Here is a 19,597-nt window from a genome sequence, read left to right as displayed (position 1 = left end):
CAATGGACCTGATCAACAACCTGTCGCTTGGTATTGGCGTCGCGTTTTCGTTCAACAACCTGTTCTACTGCTTTATCGGCGTGTTGCTGGGAACGGTTGTCGGCATAATCCCGGGGATCGGCGCGCTGACCGCCATTTCGATGCTGCTGCCGCTGACCTTCTACATGGAGCCGACAACCGCGCTGATCATGCTGGCGGGCATATGGTACGGCACCAGCTATGGCGGCAGCACCACCTCGATTCTGCTGAATATTCCCGGCACGCCCTCGAATGCGATCACCTGCCTTGACGGCTATCCGATGGCGCAGAACGGGCGCGCGGGCGTGGCGCTTCTGATGACCACCATCGCCTCGTTCGCGGCGGCGTCGATCGGCATCATCATCTGCATGACGCTGGCCCCGGTCATCGCGCAATACGCGCTGCGCTTCGGCCCGCCCGAGTATTTCGCCATCATCCTTTTCGGGCTGATCGCGGCATCGACCATTTCCAACGATTCACCCATCCGCGGGCTGGCGATGGTTGTCGTCGGCCTCATCGTGGGAACGGTGGGGATGGATGTCTATACCGGCGCGCTGCGCTTTACCGTGGGCTTTCCGCAACTGGTGGACGGCATCAGCCTTGTGGCGCTTGCGGTGGGGATATTCGGCATCTCGGAAGTGGTGATGTCCATCGGGCAGAACCTTGGAAAGCGCTTTACCAGCAAGGATATCACCATCCGTTCCATGCTGCCCACCAAGGCCGAGCTGAAAAGCTCCGTCGCGCCGGTGCTGCGCGGGACAGCGTTTGGCACCTTCTTCGGCACCTTGCCCGGCACCGGCCCTTCCATCGCGGCCTTTGTCGCCTATGCCACGGAAAAGCGCGTCTCGCCGAACCGCAGGAACTTTGGCAAGGGCGCGGTGGAAGGGATCATGGCGCCGGAAGCGGCCAATAATGCCGCCGATCAGGCCAGCTTCATTCCCACGCTGTCGCTGGGTATCCCCGGCAGCCCGACCATGGCGCTGATGCTGGGCGCGCTTCTGATCCATGGCATCACCCCGGGGCCGAACCTCATTGCCGAGCACCCCTCGCTTTTCTGGGGGCTGATGGTCAGTTTCTGGATTGGTAACCTGATTCTCCTGGTGCTCAACATTCCGCTGATCGGGCTTTGGGTGCGGCTTCTGACCATCCCGTATCATCTGCTCTATCCGGCAATTCTGGCGTTCATCTGCGTCGGTGTCTATTCGATTGGCAACAGCACGTTTGATGTGTTCGTGACCGCTGCATTCGGCTTGCTGGGCTTTCTGGCGCGGTATCTGGGGTATCCGGTCGCGCCGCTGCTGCTGGGTTTCGTCCTTGGCCCCCTGCTGGAAGAGCATTTCCGCCGTGCCCTGCTGGTTGCGCGGGGGGATTTCAGCATTTTCATCGGCAGCGGGATCAGCATGACCTTTCTGGCGCTGAGCGTTGCGCTGATCGTCTGGGGCGGGTTCACCACCTGGCGTGACCGGCTGAGCCGCGCGACATCTGAGGGGTGAGTGCCGGCTGTGTGCCGTCGCGCCACCAGACCGGGCGGTCAGTCACCGGGGTGAAATGGCAAGAAAACTGTTGCCCGGTGGGGACCGGGCTGGTAGATCAAAGCGAGTGACTGACCGTTCGGTCGGTATCGCGTCGAGAGGAGGAAACCATGTTCGACAAGAAGAATTTGCGGGTGGAGATGCACGGGCATGTGGCACTGGTGACGCTGGACAGGCCACCGGTGAACGCGCTTGACCGCCAGACCCGCTATGAACTGATCTCGGTTTTCGACGAAATCTCGCAGCGCGAGGATGTGCGCGCCGCCGTGCTGACCGGCGCCGGAAAGACCTTCTGCGCCGGTGCCGATCTGAAAGACCGGCCGGACGCCGCGCAGCCCGGTGACTTTCTGGAGCACAACCGCGCCACGCGCGAAACCGGCAATGCGATCAAGGAATGCGCCAAGCCCGTTATCGCGGCGGTGAATGGCGCGGCACTTGGCGCGGGCTTCGGGCTGATGGCGGCCTGTGACATCTTCTATGCCTCGGAAGAGGCGGTGTTCGGCATGCCGGAAATCAACGTCGGGCTGGCCGGTGGTGCCTCGATGCTGCACTCGCTTTTCGGCCGCTCCACCACGCGGCGGCTGTTCTTTACCGGCGCACGGCTGAGCGCGCAGGAGCTGAAAGACCGCGCGATCATCGAGGAAGTGACCAGCGCCAAAGACCTGATCCCCACCGCGATGGCCGTCGCGCAGGAGATCGCCTCAAAGGCGCCGCTGGCCATTGCCTATGCCAAGCAGGCCGCAACCATGGTGGAAAACATGCCGCAGCGCGATGCCTACCGGCTTGAGCAGAATTACACGATGGCGCTGTCAAAAACTGACGATGCCAAGGAGGCGCGCATGGCCTTCCTTGAAAAGCGCGCGCCGGTTTTCAAGGGGCGCTGAGATGACGGGCACCTTTTCTGACCGCGGCGCGGCGGCGATCTTCAGCCCGCGCGCCATTGCCATCGTCGGCGCCTCGACTGAGCCGACCAAGACGGGCGGGCGCCCGGTTCACCTGCTGCGCAAGCATGGCTATGCGGGGGCGATCTATCCGGTCAATCCCAAGGTTGACGCGGTTCAGGGCCTGCCCGCGTTTGCCACGCTGGATGCGCTGCCCGAAGTGCCGGATCTGGTGCTGGTCGCCGTGCCCGGTGCGGCGGCCGTTGCCGCGCTGGAAATGGCGGCGGCGCGCGGAGTGGCGGCGGCCATCGTGCTGAGCGCGGGGTTCAGCGAAAGCGGGGCTGAGGGTGTGGCGCTGCAAGAAAGGGTCAGCGCCATTGCGCGCGAGTCGGGCATGCGGATTGTCGGGCCGAACTGCCTTGGCGCCGTGGGCGTGCGTGAGCGCGCGATCGGCACCTTTTCAATCGCGCTGGAGCAGGAGATGCCAAAGGCGGGCGGCATTTCCATTGTGTCGCAAAGCGGCAATATCGGCAGCGCGGCGCTGAGCATGCTGGCTGACAGCGGCGTGGGGCTGGCGCGGTTCATCGCCACCGGCAACGAGGCCGATGTGCAGGCCAGCGATGCCATCGGCTGGCTGGCCGATGATGCCGAGACCCGGGTTATCCTGTGTTGTCTGGAAACCTGCCGCGACGGCCCGCGCCTGACTGCCGCGCTGGAGCGTGCCTATAAGGCCGGAAAGCCGGTGATCGCGCTGAAGATCGGCACATCCGAGGCCGGGCAGAAAGCGGCGCTGTCGCATACCGGCGGGCTGGCGGGCAGTGACCGGGTGTTTGATGCCGTTTTCGCCCGGTATGGCGCTGTGCGGGTGCATTCGCTGGAAGAGCTGGTTGAGGTCGGCGCCGCCGCTGAGGCAGTTGGCGCGCGGCGGATCGGGGTACAACCCTCGGCGGCGATGGTCGCGGCTTCGGGCGGGTTCGGGGTGATGATGGCCGATGCGGCCTCGGCCCATGGGGTGGGTGTGAACCCCCTTGGCGCCGAGGCGCAGGCCCGCATCCGCGCGATCCTGCCGCTTGCCGCCACGGGGAACCCGGTGGATGCGACCGCGCAGATGTCGGCCAATCCCGATGTGCTGGAAGCATTGCTGGATGCCACGCTCGCCGATGACGCAAACACCACCGTCTGTCTGATGCTGGCTCTGGGAATGGGTATCCCGCGCCTGCGCAAGGTGTTCACCGAGGCGCTGGCCCGCGTGACCGCGCGCCATGCCGACCGCACGCTGGTGGCCTGTATTGCAGGCCCGAAAGACGCCGTGGCGGACCTGCGCGCGCTGGGGATCGCCTGTTTCCCCACCATTGATGCAGCAATGCGGGGCACGGCGGCGCTTGGCCGTATCGAGCGCGCGCGCCATCATCCCGCGCCGCCCGTTGAGGCCATCGCGCCCGCGCCCCTTCCTGCGGGCACCACCCGCAACGAGGCCAGTGCCAAGGCGGCGCTTGCGGCGGCCGGTCTGCCCTTCCCGCAGGAGTTTACCGCGCTCAGCGCCGATGACGCGGCGCGCGCCGCTGATGAACTGGGCGTGCCGCTGGCGATGAAGATCCTGTCGCCCGATATCCAGCACAAAAGCGATATCGGCGGGGTGGCGCTGAATGTTTCCGGCGCTGATGGCGCGCGCGCGGCCTATGACCGGCTGATCGCCGCCGCCGCGCAGCATGCCCCCAAGGCGCGCATCGACGGGGTGCTGATCGCGCCGATGACCGCAGGCGGGACCGAGCTGATCCTGGGCACCGTCACCGACCCCACTTTCGGGCCGGTGGTGATGGTGGGGCTGGGCGGTGTCTTTGCCGAGATCTTCAAGGATACCGCGTTGCGCCTTGCCCCGGTGAGCGAGGATCAGGCGCTGGAAATGCTGCGCGGCCTCAAGGCCTTTGCGCTGCTTGACGGCGCGCGCGGCCGCAAACCCGCCGATGTGCAGGCCGCTGCCCGCGCCGTGGCCGCGCTGTCGCGTTTTGCGGTGCGCCATGCCGATGCGGTTGCCGAGATTGATATCAACCCCTTGCTTGTCCGCGATGCCGGGCAGGGCGCCGTGGCGCTCGATGCCCTGATCATCGGTCGCGGGCAGCACAGTCAGGAAGCCGCAGAATGAATATGTCACCCCCACAGGAAACCGCCCTGACGCCCGCCGCCCGCGCCCGCGCGTGGCTGGCCGACAACCTGACGGGCCGGCTGCGCACCGACCGCGCCCACGACACGCCCGCCACGCTGGCGGAGCTGATCGCCTTTGAGAAAGCCCTGCATGAGGCCGGTTTTGCCGGGATCACCTGGCCCACGGCCTATGCGGGCCACGGCCTTGGCCTGCGTGAGCATCTGGAAATCAACCGCGAGATCGGGCGCGCGCCTGCGCCGAACTCGGTCAATTCCATCGGCAAGGAACTGGCCGGGCCGATCATTCTGGCGGTAGGCAACGACAGCCAGAAAGAGCGCTATCTGCCTGCCATCCTGAAAATGCAGGACATCTGGTGCCAGGGCTTTTCCGAGCCCGGCGCAGGCTCTGACCTTGCCGCGCTGCGCACCCGCGCCGAGCGGATGAGCGAGGGCTGGCGCATCAACGGCCAGAAAATCTGGACCAGCGGCGCCTCCAAATCGCAGCGTTGCCTGCTGCTGGCGCGCACCGGCGCGGCGGAAGAGCGGCACAAGGGCCTTGTTCTGTTCGCCGTGCCGATGGACACACCGGGCATTGACGTGCGCGAGATCCGTTCAATCGACGGCCAGCGCTCTTTCTGCGAAGTGTTCTTCAACGATGTGATCGTCTCAGACGCCGATATGCTGGGCGCCCCGGATGAGGGATGGGCCGCCGCCACGCGCGTTTTGTCGATAGAGCGGGCGACCAACCGGATGTACCGCTCATGGCGCTTTCAGAGCGAGCTGGAGCATCTGATCGCCGCCTGCCGTACCGATGCGCGGGCGACGGCGATCATGCAGCCCTACGCGCGGCAACTGGCGCAGGTCCGCATCGACATCGAAATGCTGAAAGGGCTGGTCGAAACCCTGATCGGGCGGCTGATGGCGGGCCATGAAATTGGCCCGAACGGCAGCTTCCCAAAGCTCTACTGGTCTGAGGCGCACCAGCGTTTCGCGCGGATCGCATGGGAGATTGTGTCGCAGTTTCCGCCGGGTGTGGAGGGGCCGCTGCGCGATCTGCATGCGCGGATGGCGGATATCTACCTCTCCAGCCGGGCCGAGACGATCTATGCGGGCACCACCGAAATTCAGCTCGACATCATCGCCAAACGTATCCTGAATCTGAAAAAGGCGGCTTGAGCATGCATGATGAACTTGACCCGAAAGAGTTTGAGGATACCGCCCGCGCCGTGATCGAAACCTGCCGCACGGCCACGGATACCGCCGCGCGCGGTGTGCATCTGGCTGAGGCGGGGCTTCTGGGCGTCCTTGCGGCTGAGGCCGTGGGCGGGCTGGACCTGCCCATCCGCTTTGCCGTGCCGATTGTCAGCGCGGCGGGGGGCGGGCTGCTGGCCTATCCGCTGATCGAGGCGATCCTGCTGGCGCGGCATCTGGCACCCGTCGATCCTGACCTTGCCAGTGCAATTGCCGGGGGGCAGACGGTGGCCACCATCGCCTGGACCGGCAGCGCCGGGAATGGTGTGGTCGGCGGTGCGCCCATGGGCGGCGATGCCGCGCAGGTGCTGGTGTTTCTGGCCGGTGGCGGGGCGGGGCTGGTGCAGCCCGGCGCGGGGGCTGTGGCGCAGCCCGGCTCCGCGCTGGATATTGATGCCCCCGATTGCGCGCTGTCCCTGACCGGCCCCGCCCCGCGCCCGGTTCTGGACGCAGCCCAGGTTGCCGCGCTGCGCGCCGATGCCGCCCTTCTGCGCGCGGCCTTCGTCATGGGGTCGGCGGCGCAATGCCTGACGCTGGCGACTGAATATGCGCAGGACCGTGTGCAGTTCGGCAAGCCGCTGTCGGCCTATCAGGTGCTGCGTCACCGCCTGTCGCGCGACGCGCTCGCGGTGGAGACGCTGCGCACCGGCCTGACCCGCGCCCTGACCGACCCCGCCGAGGGGGCCGCGATTGCGCGCGAAGCGGTCTGGCTGTCTGCCGCGCAGATCGGCCCGAATGTGGCGGAAAGCGCCATTCAGCTCTTCGGCGGCATGGGCTTTACATGGGAGGTGCCGCTGCACCGCCACCTGCGCCAGATGCATGCGCAGGCCAGCTATGGCGCGGCAATCGCGGGGGTCGATGCGTTGGCGCAGGCGCTGCTCACCGGCTCGGAAAACGAATGGTATGGAGATCTTGTCAATGCAGGCTGATGCAAAAACCGCGCTGATCACCGGCGCAGGCCACGGGATCGGGCGCGCGACGGCGAAACATCTGGCCGCGCGCGGCTGGGTTGTGGGCGTGAATGACCTGCGCGAAGAGTTCGTCACCGATGCGGTGGCCGAGATCACGCAGGCGGGCGGGCAGGCCTTTCCCGTGGTGCAGAACGTGGCCACGCGCGACGGCGTTCAGGCCGCCATTGACACGGTCATGGCGCAGACCGGGCGGCTGGACGGGCTGGTCAACAATGCCGCATGGGTCCGCTATCAGGCCATCCCCGACATTGCGCCTGAAACCGTTGACCGCATGCTTCAGATCGGTTTCAGCGGCATCATCTGGGCGATCCAGTCAGCGGCGGCGGTGATGGATGACGCGCGCGGCGGCACCATCGTCAATGTGGCTTCGGCTGCCGGTTTCCGCTCGGCCCCGAACTCGCTGGTCTATAGCGGGATCAAGGCGGGGGTGATGGGCCTGACGCGCGCGGCGGCGGTGGAGCTGGGACCGCGCGGCATCCGGGTGAACGCGGTCGCCCCGTCGGCGGTGCCGACCGAGGGCACCGCCAAGCACCGCTCGGCTGAGCGGGACGCCAAACGCGTCGCCAATACCCCGATGGGGCGGCTGGGCACGGTTGATGACATCGCCCGCGCCATTGTTTACCTGCTGGATGCGGAAAGCGATTTTGTCACCGGGCAGGTTCTGTCGGCGGATGGCGGCATCGGCATTGCGATAACCTGAGGGGGCGGGGCGATGGGCAGCACATTGGCACATTCGGCGGTGGCGCTGGTCACCGGGGGCGCGGGCGGTATCGGCTGGGCGATCTGTCAGCGTCTGGCGCGCGCGGGCTACCGCGTTGTCATCGCCGATCTGAACGCTGATGAGGCCCGCCGCCGGGCGGCCACCCTTGGCCCGGATCATGGCGCGATCGGCGTGGACCTGACCGATGCAGAGGCCGCGCGCGACCTTGTCCCTCAAGCCCTGCGCGCCTTTGGTGCGTTGCAACTGGTGGTGAACAACGCGGGCATGACCGATACCGGCGGCCATGCGCTGACCGGGATGCCAGACGCGGCGTTCGGGCGGATCGTGGCGCTGAACCTGACGGCGGTGCAGGAAATCTGCGCGCAGGCGCAACAGCTGCTGCGCCCGGGTGGCGTGGTGATCAACATCGCCTCGGGTGCGGCGTGGCGACCGCTGCCGCTGCGCGGACCCTACAGCGCGACCAAGGCCGCGCTGGTGGCGCTGACCGAGGGGCTGGCGCCGGAATTTGCCGCGCGCGGGCTGCGCATCGGCGGGGTTGCGCCGGGTTACACGCTGACCCCGCTGGTCGAAGAGCTCAGCCGCGCCGGGCGGCTGGATCTGGACGCGGTCGCCGCCACCATCCCGCTGGGCCGTCTGGCGCTGCCGCAGGACATTGCCGATGCGGTCGCCTTCATGGCCTCCGGCTCAGGTGCGCCTCTCGCCGGGCAGACGTTGATCGTTGATGGCGGGAACAGTCAGGGCACGGCATCGTCCAGCGCAATGCCGCCGCGTGGGGCGCTGGAGGGGCCGGGAGCATTGGCGTGGCTGGGTCTGACAACCGCCGCCTCCGATATCACCGCCACCACCCTGGAGGGCCTTGGCGCCATCCGTCCGCTGGGCGGGGTGATCGACACCACCGCTTTTGACGGCGCCCCGCTGGCAGACATCCTGACCCGGGCGCGCGACACCGCGCAGGCCTGCGCCACCCATCCCGCCCGCTGCCAGGATTTCACGCTGATTTTCGTCGCACCCCCGGGCGTTACGCCCGCCGGGAAAGCGGGGCAGGCGGCACAGGCGATGCTGGCCCGCACGCTGGCGCTGGAATGGGCCGGCGCCGGGATGCGGGTGAATGCGATTGAATGGCACGGCGGCGCGCAGGCGGATCTGGTGGCGCTGTGTCGCTTTCTCGCCGGTGCTGAGGCGGGATACATCACCGGCCAGACCCTGATTGCCGGGAACCTGGCGGGGCTGGCACCGGCGCAGTGATCCGCACCAAGCCTGGCGCGCGCTTTCACATCTGTGAAAACATGCCACAGGGTGATGCAGCGGCTGTTCATGCACCGCGAAACCTCCCAGACTTCGCGCCACAGCGCGGGAGGGCGCTGCAAGGAGGAGGCGACGATGGAAAATGCAGACCTGTTCACCCCTGTCCGGCTTGGCGGGCTTCGGCTTGCCAACCGGATTGTGGTGTCACCGATGTGCCAGTACAGCGCGGTTGATGGCATCGCGCAGCCGTGGCACCGGATGCATCTGGGCGGGCTGGCCCTGTCCGGGGCCGGGCTGGTGATTGCCGAGGCGATCGCCGTGTCGCCAGAGGGGCGCATCACCCACGACTGCCTTGGCCTTTACACCGATGCGCAGGCCGGGGCACTGGCCGCCCTTCTGGACGAGATCCGCCGCTATTCGACCGCCGCGCTGGGGGTTCAACTGGCGCATGCTGGCCGCCGGGCCTCGGCCCGCAGCATCTTCGCGCGTTCAAAGGGTGAGGCGCTCCCGGCAGAGGAGGGGGCATGGCAGACCATCGCCCCCTCGGCCATTCCGGTCAGTGCCGACTGGCCGGCGCCGCAGGCCATGACCGGCGATGACATTGGCCGCGTGATTGACGATTTCGCCACCGCCGCTGCCCGCGCCGATACGGCAGGGTTTGACCTGATCGAGGTGCACGCCGCGCATGGCTATCTGCTGCATCAGTTCCTCTCACCCCTGACCAACCACCGGCAAGACCGTTGGGGCGGCGATCAGGCGGGGCGCAACCGCCTGCTTCTGGCGATCATGGAGCGGGTGCGCGCGCTCTGGCCCCGCACCAAGGCGCTGGGGGTGCGCATGACCAGCACCGACTGGCACCCGGACGGGATGACGCTGGAGGATGCCACAGCGCTGGCCCGCCAGCTCAAGGATACCGGCGTGGATTATGTGGTCATGTCGGCGGGAAATCTGTCGCCCGATGTGCGTATTCCGCCCGCAACCCCCGGCCATCAGGTGCCCTTTTGCCGCGCATATCCGGCGCGCGGTGGGCCTCAGTACAATGGCGGTGGGCCAGATTCTGGACGGGCCGCAGGCCGATGCGATCATCCGCGCCGGGAATGCCGATCTGGTGGCTATTGGCCGCGGGATGCTGGATGATCCGCGCTGGGGCTGGCATGCGGCGGCGGCGCTGGGTGTCGATATCGACTACCCGCCGCAATACATCCGCGCGCGACCGAACAATTGGACGGGGCATGCCGTGCTGCGCCCCGATACCCCCGCCCTTGGCACCGGCCGTCAGGCGGACCGCCCGGCAAGTGGCCTGTGGGACCGTCCTGACAGCGCGCCCCAGCACCAAAAAGGAAATGCCCCATGACCAACGTCCTGACCAACACCCTGAAAAACCGCCAGTATGTCTTTGCCGCCCGCCCGGAGGATGAGGCCACCGCCGGGTGTTTCGGGCAGGTCGAAACCGTGCTGCCCGCGCTTAAGCCCGGCCAGATCCTGTGCCGCAACCTCTGGCTGTCGGTCGATCCTTACCTGCGGCTAAAGATGCATGACCGCGAAAGCTATACGCCGCCGCTGCAGATCGGTGAGGCGATACCGGGCAACAGCGTGGCGCAGGTTGTCACCTCGGCCGATCCGGCGTTTGAGGCGGGCGATATGGTGGCGATTTCGGGCGGTTGGCAGGAATATGCGGTGGTGCGCGCCGCCCATGCAAAGCGCGTCGATCCGGCGCTGTCGCGGCCGCAATCATGGCTGGGTGCCCTGGGCATGACGGGCTTCACCGCCTATGGCGGGCTGCTCAGCATCGGTCAGCCTAAGGCCGGGGAAACGGTTGTGGTTTCGGCGGCGGCAGGGGCGGTCGGTTCACTGGTGGGGCAGATCGCGCGCCAGTTGGGCTGCCGGGTTGTCGGCATCGCGGGCGGGCCGGAAAAATGCGCCCGCGTGGTTGCGGATTTCGGCTTTGACGCCTGTGTCGATTACCGCGCTGAAGGGTTTGCCGGGGCGCTGGCGGCGGCTTGCCCCAAGGGTGTCGATGTGTATTTCGAGAATGTCGGCGGCAAGGTGGCAGCGGCTGTCATGCCGCTGCTCAACATGTTCGCGCGCATCCCGGTCTGCGGGCTGATCTCACAATATGACGGCCAGTCCGGCACCGACCCCAAGGCGCTGGAAGAGTTCATGCGCTGGGTTCTGGTGCGGCGTCTGACCCTGCGCGGGTTCATCGTCTATGACCTTTACCAGAACCACCCCGAGTTTACCGACACCATGGCGGGCTGGCTGCGGTCAGGCGCCATCCGCGAAGAGTTCAACCTGCATTCAGGCTTTGATCAGGTGGTTCCGGCCTTCCTTGGCATGCTGAAAGGCGCGGGCTTCGGCAAGACCCTTGTGCAGATTGCCGAGCCCGTCTGATGCGCGAACGGCCCGCATTTAGTGGGGAAATGCGGCAGTGCGGGGGAAGGGCATCAGGGCGGCTTTCACACCTGTGAAACTCTGCACCCCACATGCGATAATCTTTGACTTCCGACGCCCGCACCCGTTTCCTGTAGCTGGAGAATGCGTGGGCCATCGCGTCGCGCCGGGGAGGTTTTCATTCAGCCGCAGACACTTCGCTTTGGGCGGGGGGTTTGACATGGGCTGATTTCCCGGCCCGCTCACCCGCGCAAGTGACTGACAGTGCTGGGAGGCACCATGCCCCTGATCATGCTTGATGATCCCGAGAATACCCTGGCCATGCTGCGCGAAAGCGTGGCGGTGATGGCCGCGCGCAATGACGGCGCCGCCATCCTGCGCCGGCGCCGCAGCGCGGGCACTGATATGGACCTGAAGGTCTGGCGCGACATGGCGCAGGCCGGTTGGCTGGGCCTTGCCCTTCCCGAAGAGCTGGGCGGCGCGGGGCAGGGAATGGCTGAACTGGCGGTGCTGGCCGAAAGCCTGGGCCGCGCGCTTCTGACCGAGCCCTTCGCCATGCTGTCGGTCTTTCCCGGCGCGCTGCTGTCGGGACTGGAGCGCAGCGACGCGGTGCGCGATCTGGCGGCGGGTATCGCCAGCGGCGAGCAGATTGTGCCGGTTCTCTGGCAGGATGCGCGCGGGCGGTGCCAGCCGCTGAGCCTGTCATCCGGCGGGCTGCTGGAAGGCGAGGCGCATCTGGTCAGCGGCGCGGCCTCGGCCACCGGCTTTCTGGTGCTGGCCCGGCAGGGCGACACACCGGTTCTGCTGCGCGTTGCAGCCGGGGGAGAGGGGATGCGCGTGCATCAGCGCCCGGGGATAGACGCGGCAACGCTTTCCGGCGTGGCGTTTCAGGGGGTGAACGTGGCTGAGGGCGATGTCATTGCGCGCGGCGCGGTGGTGGACGCCGCTTTCGCCAGCGCGATCCGTCTGACGCGCTTTGCCCTTGCCGCCGAGCTGGCCGGGAACGGCGCGCGGGCGTTGGAGATGACGGTCGCATTTACCAAAGAGCGCGTGCAGTTCGGCAAGGCCATCGCCAGCTTTCAGGCCATTCAGCACCGGCTGGTCGATATGTGGGCTGACGCCGAATTTGCCTGCGCGGCCGTCGCCAATGCCGTTGAGGCGCTACAGCAGGGCGGGAACGGCGCGGCGATGGCGGTTCTGGCCGCCAAGGCGCGCGCGGGCGACGGCGCCACCACGATCACGCGCCGCGCGGTGCATCTGCACGGGGCGATGGGCTTTACCGACCAATGCGACATCGGCCTTTACCTTAAACGGGCGATCGCCCTGAACGCCACGCTTGGCCAACCCGAAGAGATGCGACTGGCGTTTCTGGACGCCGAAAGCGCCACCTGAAAGGACGAAACATGAAGAATGACCTGATCAAATGCACCATCGAGGACCATGTCGCCGTTCTGACGATGGACGCGCCCCCGGTGAACGCGCAATCGCGTGAATTCGTCGAAGAGCTGACAGCGGCCTTTGACGAGCTGAACGAAACCCGGGGCGTGCGCTGTATCGTGCTGACGGGCAACGGCAAATGCTTCTCGGCCGGGGCGGATATCAAGTCGCGTGGCAAGGTCGGTCAGGGCACGCCGGGCGATACCAACCGCCACCTGCGCCGCACGCGTGAGGTGGGCTTCGTCATCATGGAGATGAACATCCCGGTTATCGCCGCCGTGAACGGCCCGGCGCTGGGGGCGGGTATGGGGCTGGCGCTTTGCTCAGACATGATCGTGGCCTCGGACAAGGCGGTTTTCGGCCTGCCGGAGATTGATATCGGTCTGATGGGCGGCGTGCGCCATACGATGCGCGCCTTCCCGCTGGCGCTGACCCGGCGCATGGTGCTGACCGGCTGGCGCGTTCCGGCGGAAGAGCTGTATCGCCGCGGCCTGATTGAAGCCTGCGTGGCACCTGAGGCGCTGATGGATACCGCGATGGAAATTGCCCGCGCCATCGCCTCAAAAAGCCCGGCCGCCGTGCGGCTGGCCAAGCGCGCGATCAACACTGTTGAAACCATGGGGCTGAAAGACGGCTACCGCTTTGAGCAGAACCTGACAGTTGAGATGACGCGCCATGAGGACAGCAAGGAAGCGATGCAAGCCTTCCTTGAAAAGCGCCCGCCGGTGTTCAGGGATGATCTGTGATGACGCAGCAGGACTGGAACGCGCTGTCTGATGATGCGTTTCGCGCGGTTTTCCGCGACTGGGTTGATGCCAACTGCCCGCAGCATCTGCGCTTCATGCGCAAGCAGCGCCCGACCTTTGACGAGGTATCGCAATGGTATCACGCGCTGGCGCAAAAGGGCTGGCTGGCGCCGGTCTGGCCGCAGGAACACGGCGGCATGGGGCTGAACCCGGCCAAGCACATCATCTATGTCGAGGAATGGGCGCGCCTCGGCTGCCCGCGCATTCCTGACCACGGGATCGGCCTGACCGGGCCGCTGCTGATCAGCTTTGGCACCGAGGATCAGAAAGCCGCATTCCTGCCGAAAATCCTGTCGGGTGAGCATGTCTGGTGTCAGGGCTATTCCGAACCCAACGCGGGCTCTGATCTGGCCAGCCTGCGCACCAGCGCTGTGCGCGAGGGCGATGATTTCATCGTCAACGGGCAGAAGATATGGACGACGCTGGCCCATTGCGCGAACTGGATCCTGCTTCTGGTGCGCACCGACAAGGAGGCCGCGAAGCCGCAAAACGGCATCACCTTTCTGCTGGTGGACATGAGCACGCCCGGCGTGGTGGTCCGCACCATCCCCAACCTGCGCGAAGAGGCTGATTTCTGCGAAGTCTTCTTTGACAACGTGCGCGTGCCGGTCCGCAATGTGGTGGGTGAGGTCAATGCGGGCTGGGCGCTGGCCAAGGCCGTGCTGGGCCATGAGCGGATTTTTCTGGGCTCGCCCGCCCGGCCCGAATACGCGCTGGAGCGGCTGAAGCAACTGGCCGAGGGGCGCGGCGCGTTCGACGATGCCGCTTTCCGCTCACGCTACGCGCGGCTGCGCACCGACCTTTATGACCTCGGCTCGGCCTTTGAGCGTTTCGCCCGGGTGCTGCGCGAGGGCAAGGAGCTGGGCGCGGATGTCTCGGTCCTGAAGATTTTCTGCACCGAGCTTTACCAGCGCATCACCGAAGAAACCCTCGCCGTCGCGGGCGAAGAGGCCCGGTACTATGACGATCTGCCGGTGGGCGATGGTCATGTGGATGCCATGAACCTGTTCCTTGACGCCCGCGCGCCGGCGATCTTTGGCGGGTCGAACGAAATTCAGCGCAACATCCTCGCGAAGGCCGTTCTCGGCCTGCCATCGCGTTGAGAATCAAGGGAGGGCAGCGCGCCATGTCGGTCACGAACACTGCCCCGCAACCCGGGGGCGACTACGTCCTTGAAGCGCGGGGCCTCAGCAAGTCTTTCGGCGGGTTTCATGCCGTCAAGGATGTCAACCTGAAGGTCCGGCGCGGGTCTATCCATGCGCTGATTGGCCCGAACGGTGCGGGCAAGACGACCTGTTTCAACCTGCTGACCAAGACGCTGGCGCCGACCAGCGGGCAGGTGCTGCTTGACGGAGAGGATATCACCGGGCTGCGCAGCGCACAGGTGGCGCGGCAGGGTCTGGTGCGCTCGTTCCAGATATCGGCCACCTTCCCGCATCTGACCTGCCTTGAAAACGTGCGTGTGGCGCTTCAGTCGGCCTATGGCATCGCCTTTCGTTTCTGGCGCTCGCTCAGGGCGTTGGATTCGCTCAATGACCGGGCGATGGAACTGCTTGAACAGGTGGGGCTGAAAGCGCAGGCCAATGTGCTGGCGACCGAGCTGTCCTATGGCAAGAAACGCGCGCTTGAGATCGCCACCACGCTGGCGATGGACCCCAAGGTCATGCTGCTGGATGAGCCGACGGCGGGCATGGGGCATGAGGATATCAGCCCCATCACCGACCTGATCCGCGAAGTGTCACCCGGCCGCACGATCCTGATAGTCGAGCATAATCTGTCGGTCGTGGCCAATCTGTGCGAGCGCATCACCGTGTTGCAGCATGGCGAGATTCTGACCGAGGGCACCTATGCGGAGGTGTCGAACGACCCCGAGGTGATAACCGCCTATATGGGAGGCGTCGATGACGAATGACCCCTTGCTGGCAGTCGAAGACCTGCACGCCTGGTACGGCGAATCCAAGGCGCTGCATGGCATGAACTTTACCGTCCGCCCCGGCGAGCTGGTCACGCTGATCGGCCGCAATGGCGCGGGCAAATCCACAACCCTGCGCTCGATCATGGGAATCGTGAAAAAGCGCAAGGGGTCAATCCGGTTTGAGGGCGACGAGCTTATCGGCAGGCGCACCTATCAGATCGCGCGCAAGGGCATCGCCTATTGCCCCGAAGAGCGCGCAATCTTTGCCTCGCTGAATGTGGCCGAGAACCTGACCCTGCCGCCGATCCTGAAACCCGGCGGCATCTCAGACGAAGCGCTGCTGCGCCAGTTTCCGAACCTGCAACGGCGGCTGCGCAGTGGCGGGGCAAAGCTGTCAGGCGGAGAGCAGCAGATGCTGGCGATCGCCCGCATCCTGCGCACCGGCGCGCGCTTTCTGTTGCTCGATGAACCCAGCGAGGGGCTGGCGCCGGTGGTGGTGCGCGAGATCGGCGAGAAGCTTCTGGAGCTGAAAGAGCAGGGGTTCACCATCCTTCTGGTGGAACAGAACCTCCAGTTCGCCCGCCGGGTCGCTGACCGGCATGTCGTGGTGGAAAACGGGGTTGTCGTCGACACCCTCAATGCCGCCGAGATCGAGGCCAATCTGGGCCGCGTCAAGAATTATCTGGGGGTCTGATCCGATGTTTGACCAAATCACCATCCAGTTGCTGATGGGCCAGTTGCTGATCGGGCTGATCAACGGCTCGTTCTATGCGATGCTGGCGCTGGGGCTGGCCATCATCTTTGGCCTGATGCATGTCGTCAATTTTGCGCATGGGGCGCAATACATGCTGGGCGCTTTCGCAGCGCTCATCCTGCTCAACACCTTTGGCGTTCCCTATTGGTGGGCACTCGTGATCGCGCCGGTGGTCGTGGGGGCGCTGGGGATTGTGATGGAGCGCGTGATCCTCAAACCGATACGCGAGCTTGATCACCTCTACAGCCTGCTGGCCACCTTCGCCACGGTGCTGATCATCGAGGGGCTGATGCGTTTGCAGTTCGGCGCATCGGGGTTGCCCTACCGCTCGCCCCTGCCGGGGGGCGTGAACCTCGGCTTCATGTTCCTGCCCTGGTATCGTGCCTGGGTGGTCGGCTTCTCGCTGATCGTCTGTGTGGCGGTCTGGTATCTGATCGAAAAGACCAAACTGGGTTCATACCTGCGCGCGGCGAACGAGCGGCCTGAGATCGTCGAATCCTTCGGCATCAACGTGCCCCTGATGATGAGCCTGACCTATGGTCTGGGCGTGGGGCTGGCGGCGCTGGGGGGTGTGCTGGCAGCGCCGATCTATCAGGTGTCGCCCTCGATGGGGTCGAACCTGATGATCGTGATCTTCGCGGTGGTGGTGATCGGCGGCATGGGGTCCATCATCGGAGCCATCCTGACCGGATACCTGATCGGTATCGTCGAGGGGCTGACCAAGGTCTTTTACCCCGAAGGCTCGCATCTGGCGATCTTCGTGATCATGATCCTCGCCCTTATCCTGCGCCCTCAGGGCCTGTTTTCCGCAGCGGAGAAATCCCGATGACGCGTTATGTCCTGTTCGCGGCCCTTGGCATTGTGGCCCTTGCCGCGCCGTTTCAACTGTATCCGATCCTGCTGATGACCATTCTGTGCTTCGTGGTCTTCGCGTCGTCGTTCAACCTGCTTCTGGGTTATGCCGGGCTGTTGTGCTTTGGCCATGCCATGTTCTTCGGGACCGCCGCCTATATCGCGGGCTGGCTGCTGAAGAACACCGCCATCAGCATCGAGCTGGCCTTTATCGTCAGTGCGCTGGCCATGGCATTGCTGGGGTATCTGGTTGGCCTTGTCTCGGCGCGGCGCGGCGGTATCCAGTTTGCCATGATCACCTTCGCCATTGCGCAGTTCATCTATTTCCTGTTGCTGCGCGCGCCCTTCACCGGCGGTGAGGATGGCATGCAGGGCATCCCGCGCTCGGCGCTGTTCGGGTTTATTGACGTCTCCAGCAGCTTCTCGCTTTACTACCTGATCCTGGCGGTGACGGTTCTGGCCGTCGCGGCGGTTTACCGCATCGTGCATTCGCCCTTTGGCGAGGTTCTGCGCGCGATCCGCGACAACGAGGCGCGGGTGGATTCGCTGGGGTTCAACCCGGTGCAATTCAAGATCCTTGCCATCACGCTGTCGGCCGGGCTGGCCGGGCTGGCGGGGGCGATGAAGGCCACGGTGTTCCAGATCGCAACGCTGCATGATGTCTCATGGCATGTGTCCGGCACCATCATCTTCATGACGCTTCTGGGCGGGCTGGGCACGCTGACCGGGCCGGTGGTGGGTGCGGCGGTGGTTGTGGTGCTGCATGACTATCTGGCGCATTTCGGCGAATGGGCGCTGATCATTCAGGGCACCGTGTTCCTTGCGGTGATCCTGTTCCTGCGCAAGGGCATCGTGGGTGAGGCGCGCGCCCTGTTCCGCCGGGTCGTCAAGGCCTGAGGGTCATCGGGGCATAACCGCCGCGCCCTGCATGCCGGGGCGCGGCGTTTTTTTGCGCGGACCTTTGCCGCCACGAAAAACGCCGCCTTCAGCAATGAAGGCGGCGTTCAGCTTTGCGGCATTTGTCTGGCGTCAGGTGGCAGCGGCGGTCAGATGGTTCATATAGGCCTGCCGCAACACCTTCTTGTCCAGCTTGCCGGTGGCGGTCAGGGGCAGGCTGTCCACGAACACCACATCATCGGGCAGCCACCAGCCCACCACTTTTTCTGCCAGAAATTCCCGTATCTCCTGCGCGGTGGGCGTGCTGCCCGGCTTGGCGATGACCAGCATCAGGGGGCGTTCCTGCCAGCGTTCATGCGCGACGCCGACTACGGCGGCGGCTTCGACCGCAGGGTGGCCAAGGGCGGCATTCTCCAGCTCGATCGAGCTGATCCATTCACCGCCGGACTTGATCACATCCTTGGAGCGGTCGGTCAGGGTGACGAACCCTTCGGTATCAATCCGCGCCACATCGCCGGTGGCGAACCATCCCCCGGCATCCAGCACCTCGCCACCAACGCCGCCGTAATAGCCCGAGGTGACCCAGGGCCCCCGCACCATCAACTCACCCGTGGCGCTGCCGTCCTGCGGCAGCTCGGCGCCATCCTCAGCGACAATCTTCAGCTCCACCCCGAACATCGCGCGGCCCTGACGCGCCAGCACGTCGATCTGGCTGTCGCGCGGCAGGGTGCGGTGGTGGGGCAGCAGGGTGGCGACGGTGGCGACCGGGCTTGTCTCGCTCATGCCCCATGCCTGAAAGGCATGCACACCGGCATCGTGGAACCGCTGCAACACCGCGCGCGGCGCGGCAGAGCCGCCGATCAGCAGGCGCTGGAACGGCAGAAGCTGCGGGTCGATCCCGGCCTCATCAAGGTATTTGAACAGGCCGATCCAGACGGTCGGCACACCCAGCGAAAAGGTGCATTCCTCGGCGCGCGCCAGCTCGAACAGGCTTTGCCCGTCCAGCCTTGGCCCCGGCAACACCACCTTCGCCCCGCACATGGCCGAGGCATGGGGAATGCCCCAGGCATTGACGTGAAACAGCGGCACCGCCAGAAGCGTGCTGTCTTCGCGCGACAGGTGCAGCCCGTCGGCCTGACAGCACAGGAAGGCATGCAGCACCGTCGAGCGGTGGGAATAGAGCACCCCCTTGGGGTTGCCCGTGGTGCCTGAGGTGTAGCACAGGCCCGAGGCTGCACGCTCATCCAACTGCGGCCAGACAAAATCGCCGTTCTCCGCCGCCAGCAGCGTCTCATAGCACAGCAGGTCATCGCGGCCCGCCGGCATATGCGCGGCATCGGTCAGCACCACCTTGTGGCGCAGATGGGGCAGCTTGGGCGCCAGCGAATCCACCAGTTCCAGAAACGGCAGGTCAAAGGCCAGAACCTCGGCCGCGCCGTGGTTGAGGATGTAGTCAAGCTGTTCAGCGAAGAGGCGCGGATTGACGGTATGCAGCACCGCGCCCATGCCGGGAACCGAGAAATACAGCTCCAGATGGCGGTGGGTGTTCCACGCCAGCGTTGCAACCCGGTCACCGGGGTTGACACCCAGCCGCGCCAGCGCCTGCGCGCCCTGCCGCGCGCGCTGCGCCGCCTCCCCCCAACTGCTGCGCACGATCCCGCCCTCACAGGGGGCGCTGACGATGGCATTGTCGCGGTGGTACTTCTCGGCATGGGTGAGAAGGGATGAGATCAGCAAGGGCCGATCCTGCATCAGGCCTAACATATGTGTGCTCCGGATCATGG

At 65.7% G+C, this 19,597-nt stretch carries 18 protein-coding genes; 17 read left to right on the top strand and 1 reads right to left on the bottom strand.

The genetic code is table 11. The features are described from left to right. Positions 1-2: 2 nt before the first annotated feature. From V7Q53_RS02185 to V7Q53_RS02105, 17 genes are all read left to right on the top strand, one after another. Positions 3-1,511, top strand: a complete 1,509-nt coding sequence (locus V7Q53_RS02185) for a tripartite tricarboxylate transporter permease (protein ID WP_333826732.1) — start codon at positions 3-5, stop codon at positions 1,509-1,511. Between the two features lie 149 nt (positions 1,512-1,660). Then, positions 1,661-2,434, top strand: a complete 774-nt coding sequence (locus tag V7Q53_RS02180) for an enoyl-CoA hydratase/isomerase family protein (protein ID WP_333826731.1) — start codon at positions 1,661-1,663, stop codon at positions 2,432-2,434. Position 2,435: 1 nt separating this feature from the next. Continuing rightward, complete coding sequence (locus V7Q53_RS02175; protein ID WP_333826730.1) at positions 2,436-4,574, top strand: acetate--CoA ligase family protein; 2,139 nt, start codon at positions 2,436-2,438, stop codon at positions 4,572-4,574. After that, positions 4,571-5,749 (top strand): acyl-CoA dehydrogenase family protein, encoded by a 1,179-nt coding sequence (locus V7Q53_RS02170; RefSeq protein ID WP_333826729.1) that lies wholly within the window; start codon positions 4,571-4,573, stop codon positions 5,747-5,749. Before V7Q53_RS02175 ends, V7Q53_RS02170 begins: the two co-directional genes overlap by 4 nt. A gap of 2 nt (positions 5,750-5,751) precedes the next feature. Next, on the top strand, positions 5,752-6,753 hold the full coding sequence (locus V7Q53_RS02165; RefSeq protein WP_333826728.1) for an acyl-CoA dehydrogenase family protein: 1,002 nt from the start codon (positions 5,752-5,754) through the stop codon (positions 6,751-6,753). After that, positions 6,743-7,495 (top strand): SDR family NAD(P)-dependent oxidoreductase, encoded by a 753-nt coding sequence (locus V7Q53_RS02160; RefSeq protein WP_333826727.1) that lies wholly within the window; start codon positions 6,743-6,745, stop codon positions 7,493-7,495. Before V7Q53_RS02165 ends, V7Q53_RS02160 begins: the two co-directional genes overlap by 11 nt. A 12-nt stretch (positions 7,496-7,507) precedes the next feature. Then, positions 7,508-8,761 carry an SDR family oxidoreductase gene (locus tag V7Q53_RS02155; RefSeq protein WP_333826726.1) on the top strand — a complete coding sequence of 418 codons (1,254 nt, stop codon included), beginning with the start codon at positions 7,508-7,510 and terminating at the stop codon, positions 8,759-8,761. Positions 8,762-8,896: 135 nt separating this feature from the next. After that, positions 8,897-9,898 carry an oxidoreductase gene (locus V7Q53_RS02150; RefSeq protein ID WP_333826725.1) on the top strand — a complete coding sequence of 334 codons (1,002 nt, stop codon included), beginning with the start codon at positions 8,897-8,899 and terminating at the stop codon, positions 9,896-9,898. After that, on the top strand, positions 9,870-10,115 hold the full coding sequence (locus V7Q53_RS02145) for a hypothetical protein (protein WP_333826724.1): 246 nt from the start codon (positions 9,870-9,872) through the stop codon (positions 10,113-10,115). Before V7Q53_RS02150 ends, V7Q53_RS02145 begins: the two co-directional genes overlap by 29 nt. After that, a complete protein-coding gene (locus V7Q53_RS02140) occupies positions 10,112-11,152 on the top strand; it encodes an NADP-dependent oxidoreductase (RefSeq protein WP_333826723.1) in 1,041 nt (346 codons plus the stop codon). The genes V7Q53_RS02145 and V7Q53_RS02140 overlap by 4 nt, the downstream gene beginning before the upstream one ends. A 279-nt stretch (positions 11,153-11,431) precedes the next feature. Next, the gene (locus tag V7Q53_RS02135) at positions 11,432-12,544 is read left to right on the top strand and encodes an acyl-CoA dehydrogenase family protein (RefSeq protein WP_333826722.1); all 1,113 of its coding nucleotides are present in this window, start codon (positions 11,432-11,434) and stop codon (positions 12,542-12,544) included. 11 nt (positions 12,545-12,555) lie between these two features. Next, positions 12,556-13,335, top strand: coding sequence for an enoyl-CoA hydratase/isomerase family protein (locus V7Q53_RS02130; protein ID WP_333826721.1), 780 nt, complete (start codon positions 12,556-12,558; stop codon positions 13,333-13,335). After that, the gene (locus V7Q53_RS02125; RefSeq protein WP_333826720.1) at positions 13,335-14,498 is read left to right on the top strand and encodes an acyl-CoA dehydrogenase family protein; all 1,164 of its coding nucleotides are present in this window, start codon (positions 13,335-13,337) and stop codon (positions 14,496-14,498) included. The genes V7Q53_RS02130 and V7Q53_RS02125 overlap by 1 nt, the downstream gene beginning before the upstream one ends. Positions 14,499-14,521: 23 nt before the next feature. Continuing rightward, on the top strand, positions 14,522-15,307 hold the full coding sequence (locus V7Q53_RS02120; RefSeq protein ID WP_333826719.1) for an ABC transporter ATP-binding protein: 786 nt from the start codon (positions 14,522-14,524) through the stop codon (positions 15,305-15,307). Beyond that, positions 15,297-16,004 carry an ABC transporter ATP-binding protein gene (locus tag V7Q53_RS02115; protein WP_333826718.1) on the top strand — a complete coding sequence of 236 codons (708 nt, stop codon included), beginning with the start codon at positions 15,297-15,299 and terminating at the stop codon, positions 16,002-16,004. Before V7Q53_RS02120 ends, V7Q53_RS02115 begins: the two co-directional genes overlap by 11 nt. Before the next feature lie 4 nt (positions 16,005-16,008). Then, positions 16,009-16,893 (top strand): branched-chain amino acid ABC transporter permease, encoded by an 885-nt coding sequence (locus V7Q53_RS02110; protein WP_333826717.1) that lies wholly within the window; start codon positions 16,009-16,011, stop codon positions 16,891-16,893. Then, a complete protein-coding gene (locus V7Q53_RS02105; protein ID WP_333826716.1) occupies positions 16,890-17,813 on the top strand; it encodes a branched-chain amino acid ABC transporter permease in 924 nt (307 codons plus the stop codon). The genes V7Q53_RS02110 and V7Q53_RS02105 overlap by 4 nt, the downstream gene beginning before the upstream one ends. 132 nt (positions 17,814-17,945) lie before the next feature. Here V7Q53_RS02105 and V7Q53_RS02100 read toward each other — a convergent pair whose 3' ends face one another. Beyond that, positions 17,946-19,565 (bottom strand): long-chain fatty acid--CoA ligase, encoded by a 1,620-nt coding sequence (locus tag V7Q53_RS02100; protein ID WP_333826715.1) that lies wholly within the window; start codon positions 19,563-19,565, stop codon positions 17,946-17,948. Between the last annotated feature and the right edge of the window lie 32 nt (positions 19,566-19,597).

Origin of the sequence: Pararhodobacter sp., from assembly GCF_036802785.1 — a bacterium.
Taxonomy (GTDB): Bacteria; Pseudomonadota; Alphaproteobacteria; order Rhodobacterales; family Rhodobacteraceae; genus Pararhodobacter.
Note: the sequence above shows the minus strand (reverse complement) of the source record. Positions and strands in the feature narration are given on the sequence as shown.

Excerpts from the sequence above, each read along its gene's own strand:
- V7Q53_RS02155 (WP_333826726.1), top strand. The coding sequence starts at position 7,508 with ATGGGCAGCACATTGGCACATTCGGCGGTGGCGCTGGTCACCGGGGGC.
- V7Q53_RS02175 (WP_333826730.1), top strand. The coding sequence starts at position 2,436 with ATGACGGGCACCTTTTCTGACCGCGGCGCGGCGGCGATCTTCAGCCCG.
- V7Q53_RS02120 (WP_333826719.1), top strand. The coding sequence starts at position 14,522 with ATGTCGGTCACGAACACTGCCCCGCAACCCGGGGGCGACTACGTCCTT.
- V7Q53_RS02165 (WP_333826728.1), top strand. The coding sequence starts at position 5,752 with ATGCATGATGAACTTGACCCGAAAGAGTTTGAGGATACCGCCCGCGCC.
- V7Q53_RS02100 (WP_333826715.1), bottom strand. The coding sequence starts at position 19,565 with ATGCAGGATCGGCCCTTGCTGATCTCATCCCTTCTCACCCATGCCGAG.
- V7Q53_RS02185 (WP_333826732.1), top strand. The coding sequence starts at position 3 with ATGGACCTGATCAACAACCTGTCGCTTGGTATTGGCGTCGCGTTTTCG.
- V7Q53_RS02180 (WP_333826731.1), top strand. The coding sequence starts at position 1,661 with ATGTTCGACAAGAAGAATTTGCGGGTGGAGATGCACGGGCATGTGGCA.
- V7Q53_RS02160 (WP_333826727.1), top strand. The coding sequence starts at position 6,743 with ATGCAGGCTGATGCAAAAACCGCGCTGATCACCGGCGCAGGCCACGGG.
- V7Q53_RS02150 (WP_333826725.1), top strand. The coding sequence starts at position 8,897 with ATGGAAAATGCAGACCTGTTCACCCCTGTCCGGCTTGGCGGGCTTCGG.
- V7Q53_RS02125 (WP_333826720.1), top strand. The coding sequence starts at position 13,335 with ATGACGCAGCAGGACTGGAACGCGCTGTCTGATGATGCGTTTCGCGCG.
- V7Q53_RS02105 (WP_333826716.1), top strand. The coding sequence starts at position 16,890 with ATGACGCGTTATGTCCTGTTCGCGGCCCTTGGCATTGTGGCCCTTGCC.
- V7Q53_RS02135 (WP_333826722.1), top strand. The coding sequence starts at position 11,432 with ATGCCCCTGATCATGCTTGATGATCCCGAGAATACCCTGGCCATGCTG.
- V7Q53_RS02110 (WP_333826717.1), top strand. The coding sequence starts at position 16,009 with ATGTTTGACCAAATCACCATCCAGTTGCTGATGGGCCAGTTGCTGATC.
- V7Q53_RS02170 (WP_333826729.1), top strand. The coding sequence starts at position 4,571 with ATGAATATGTCACCCCCACAGGAAACCGCCCTGACGCCCGCCGCCCGC.
- V7Q53_RS02115 (WP_333826718.1), top strand. The coding sequence starts at position 15,297 with ATGACGAATGACCCCTTGCTGGCAGTCGAAGACCTGCACGCCTGGTAC.
- V7Q53_RS02130 (WP_333826721.1), top strand. The coding sequence starts at position 12,556 with ATGAAGAATGACCTGATCAAATGCACCATCGAGGACCATGTCGCCGTT.
- V7Q53_RS02140 (WP_333826723.1), top strand. The coding sequence starts at position 10,112 with ATGACCAACGTCCTGACCAACACCCTGAAAAACCGCCAGTATGTCTTT.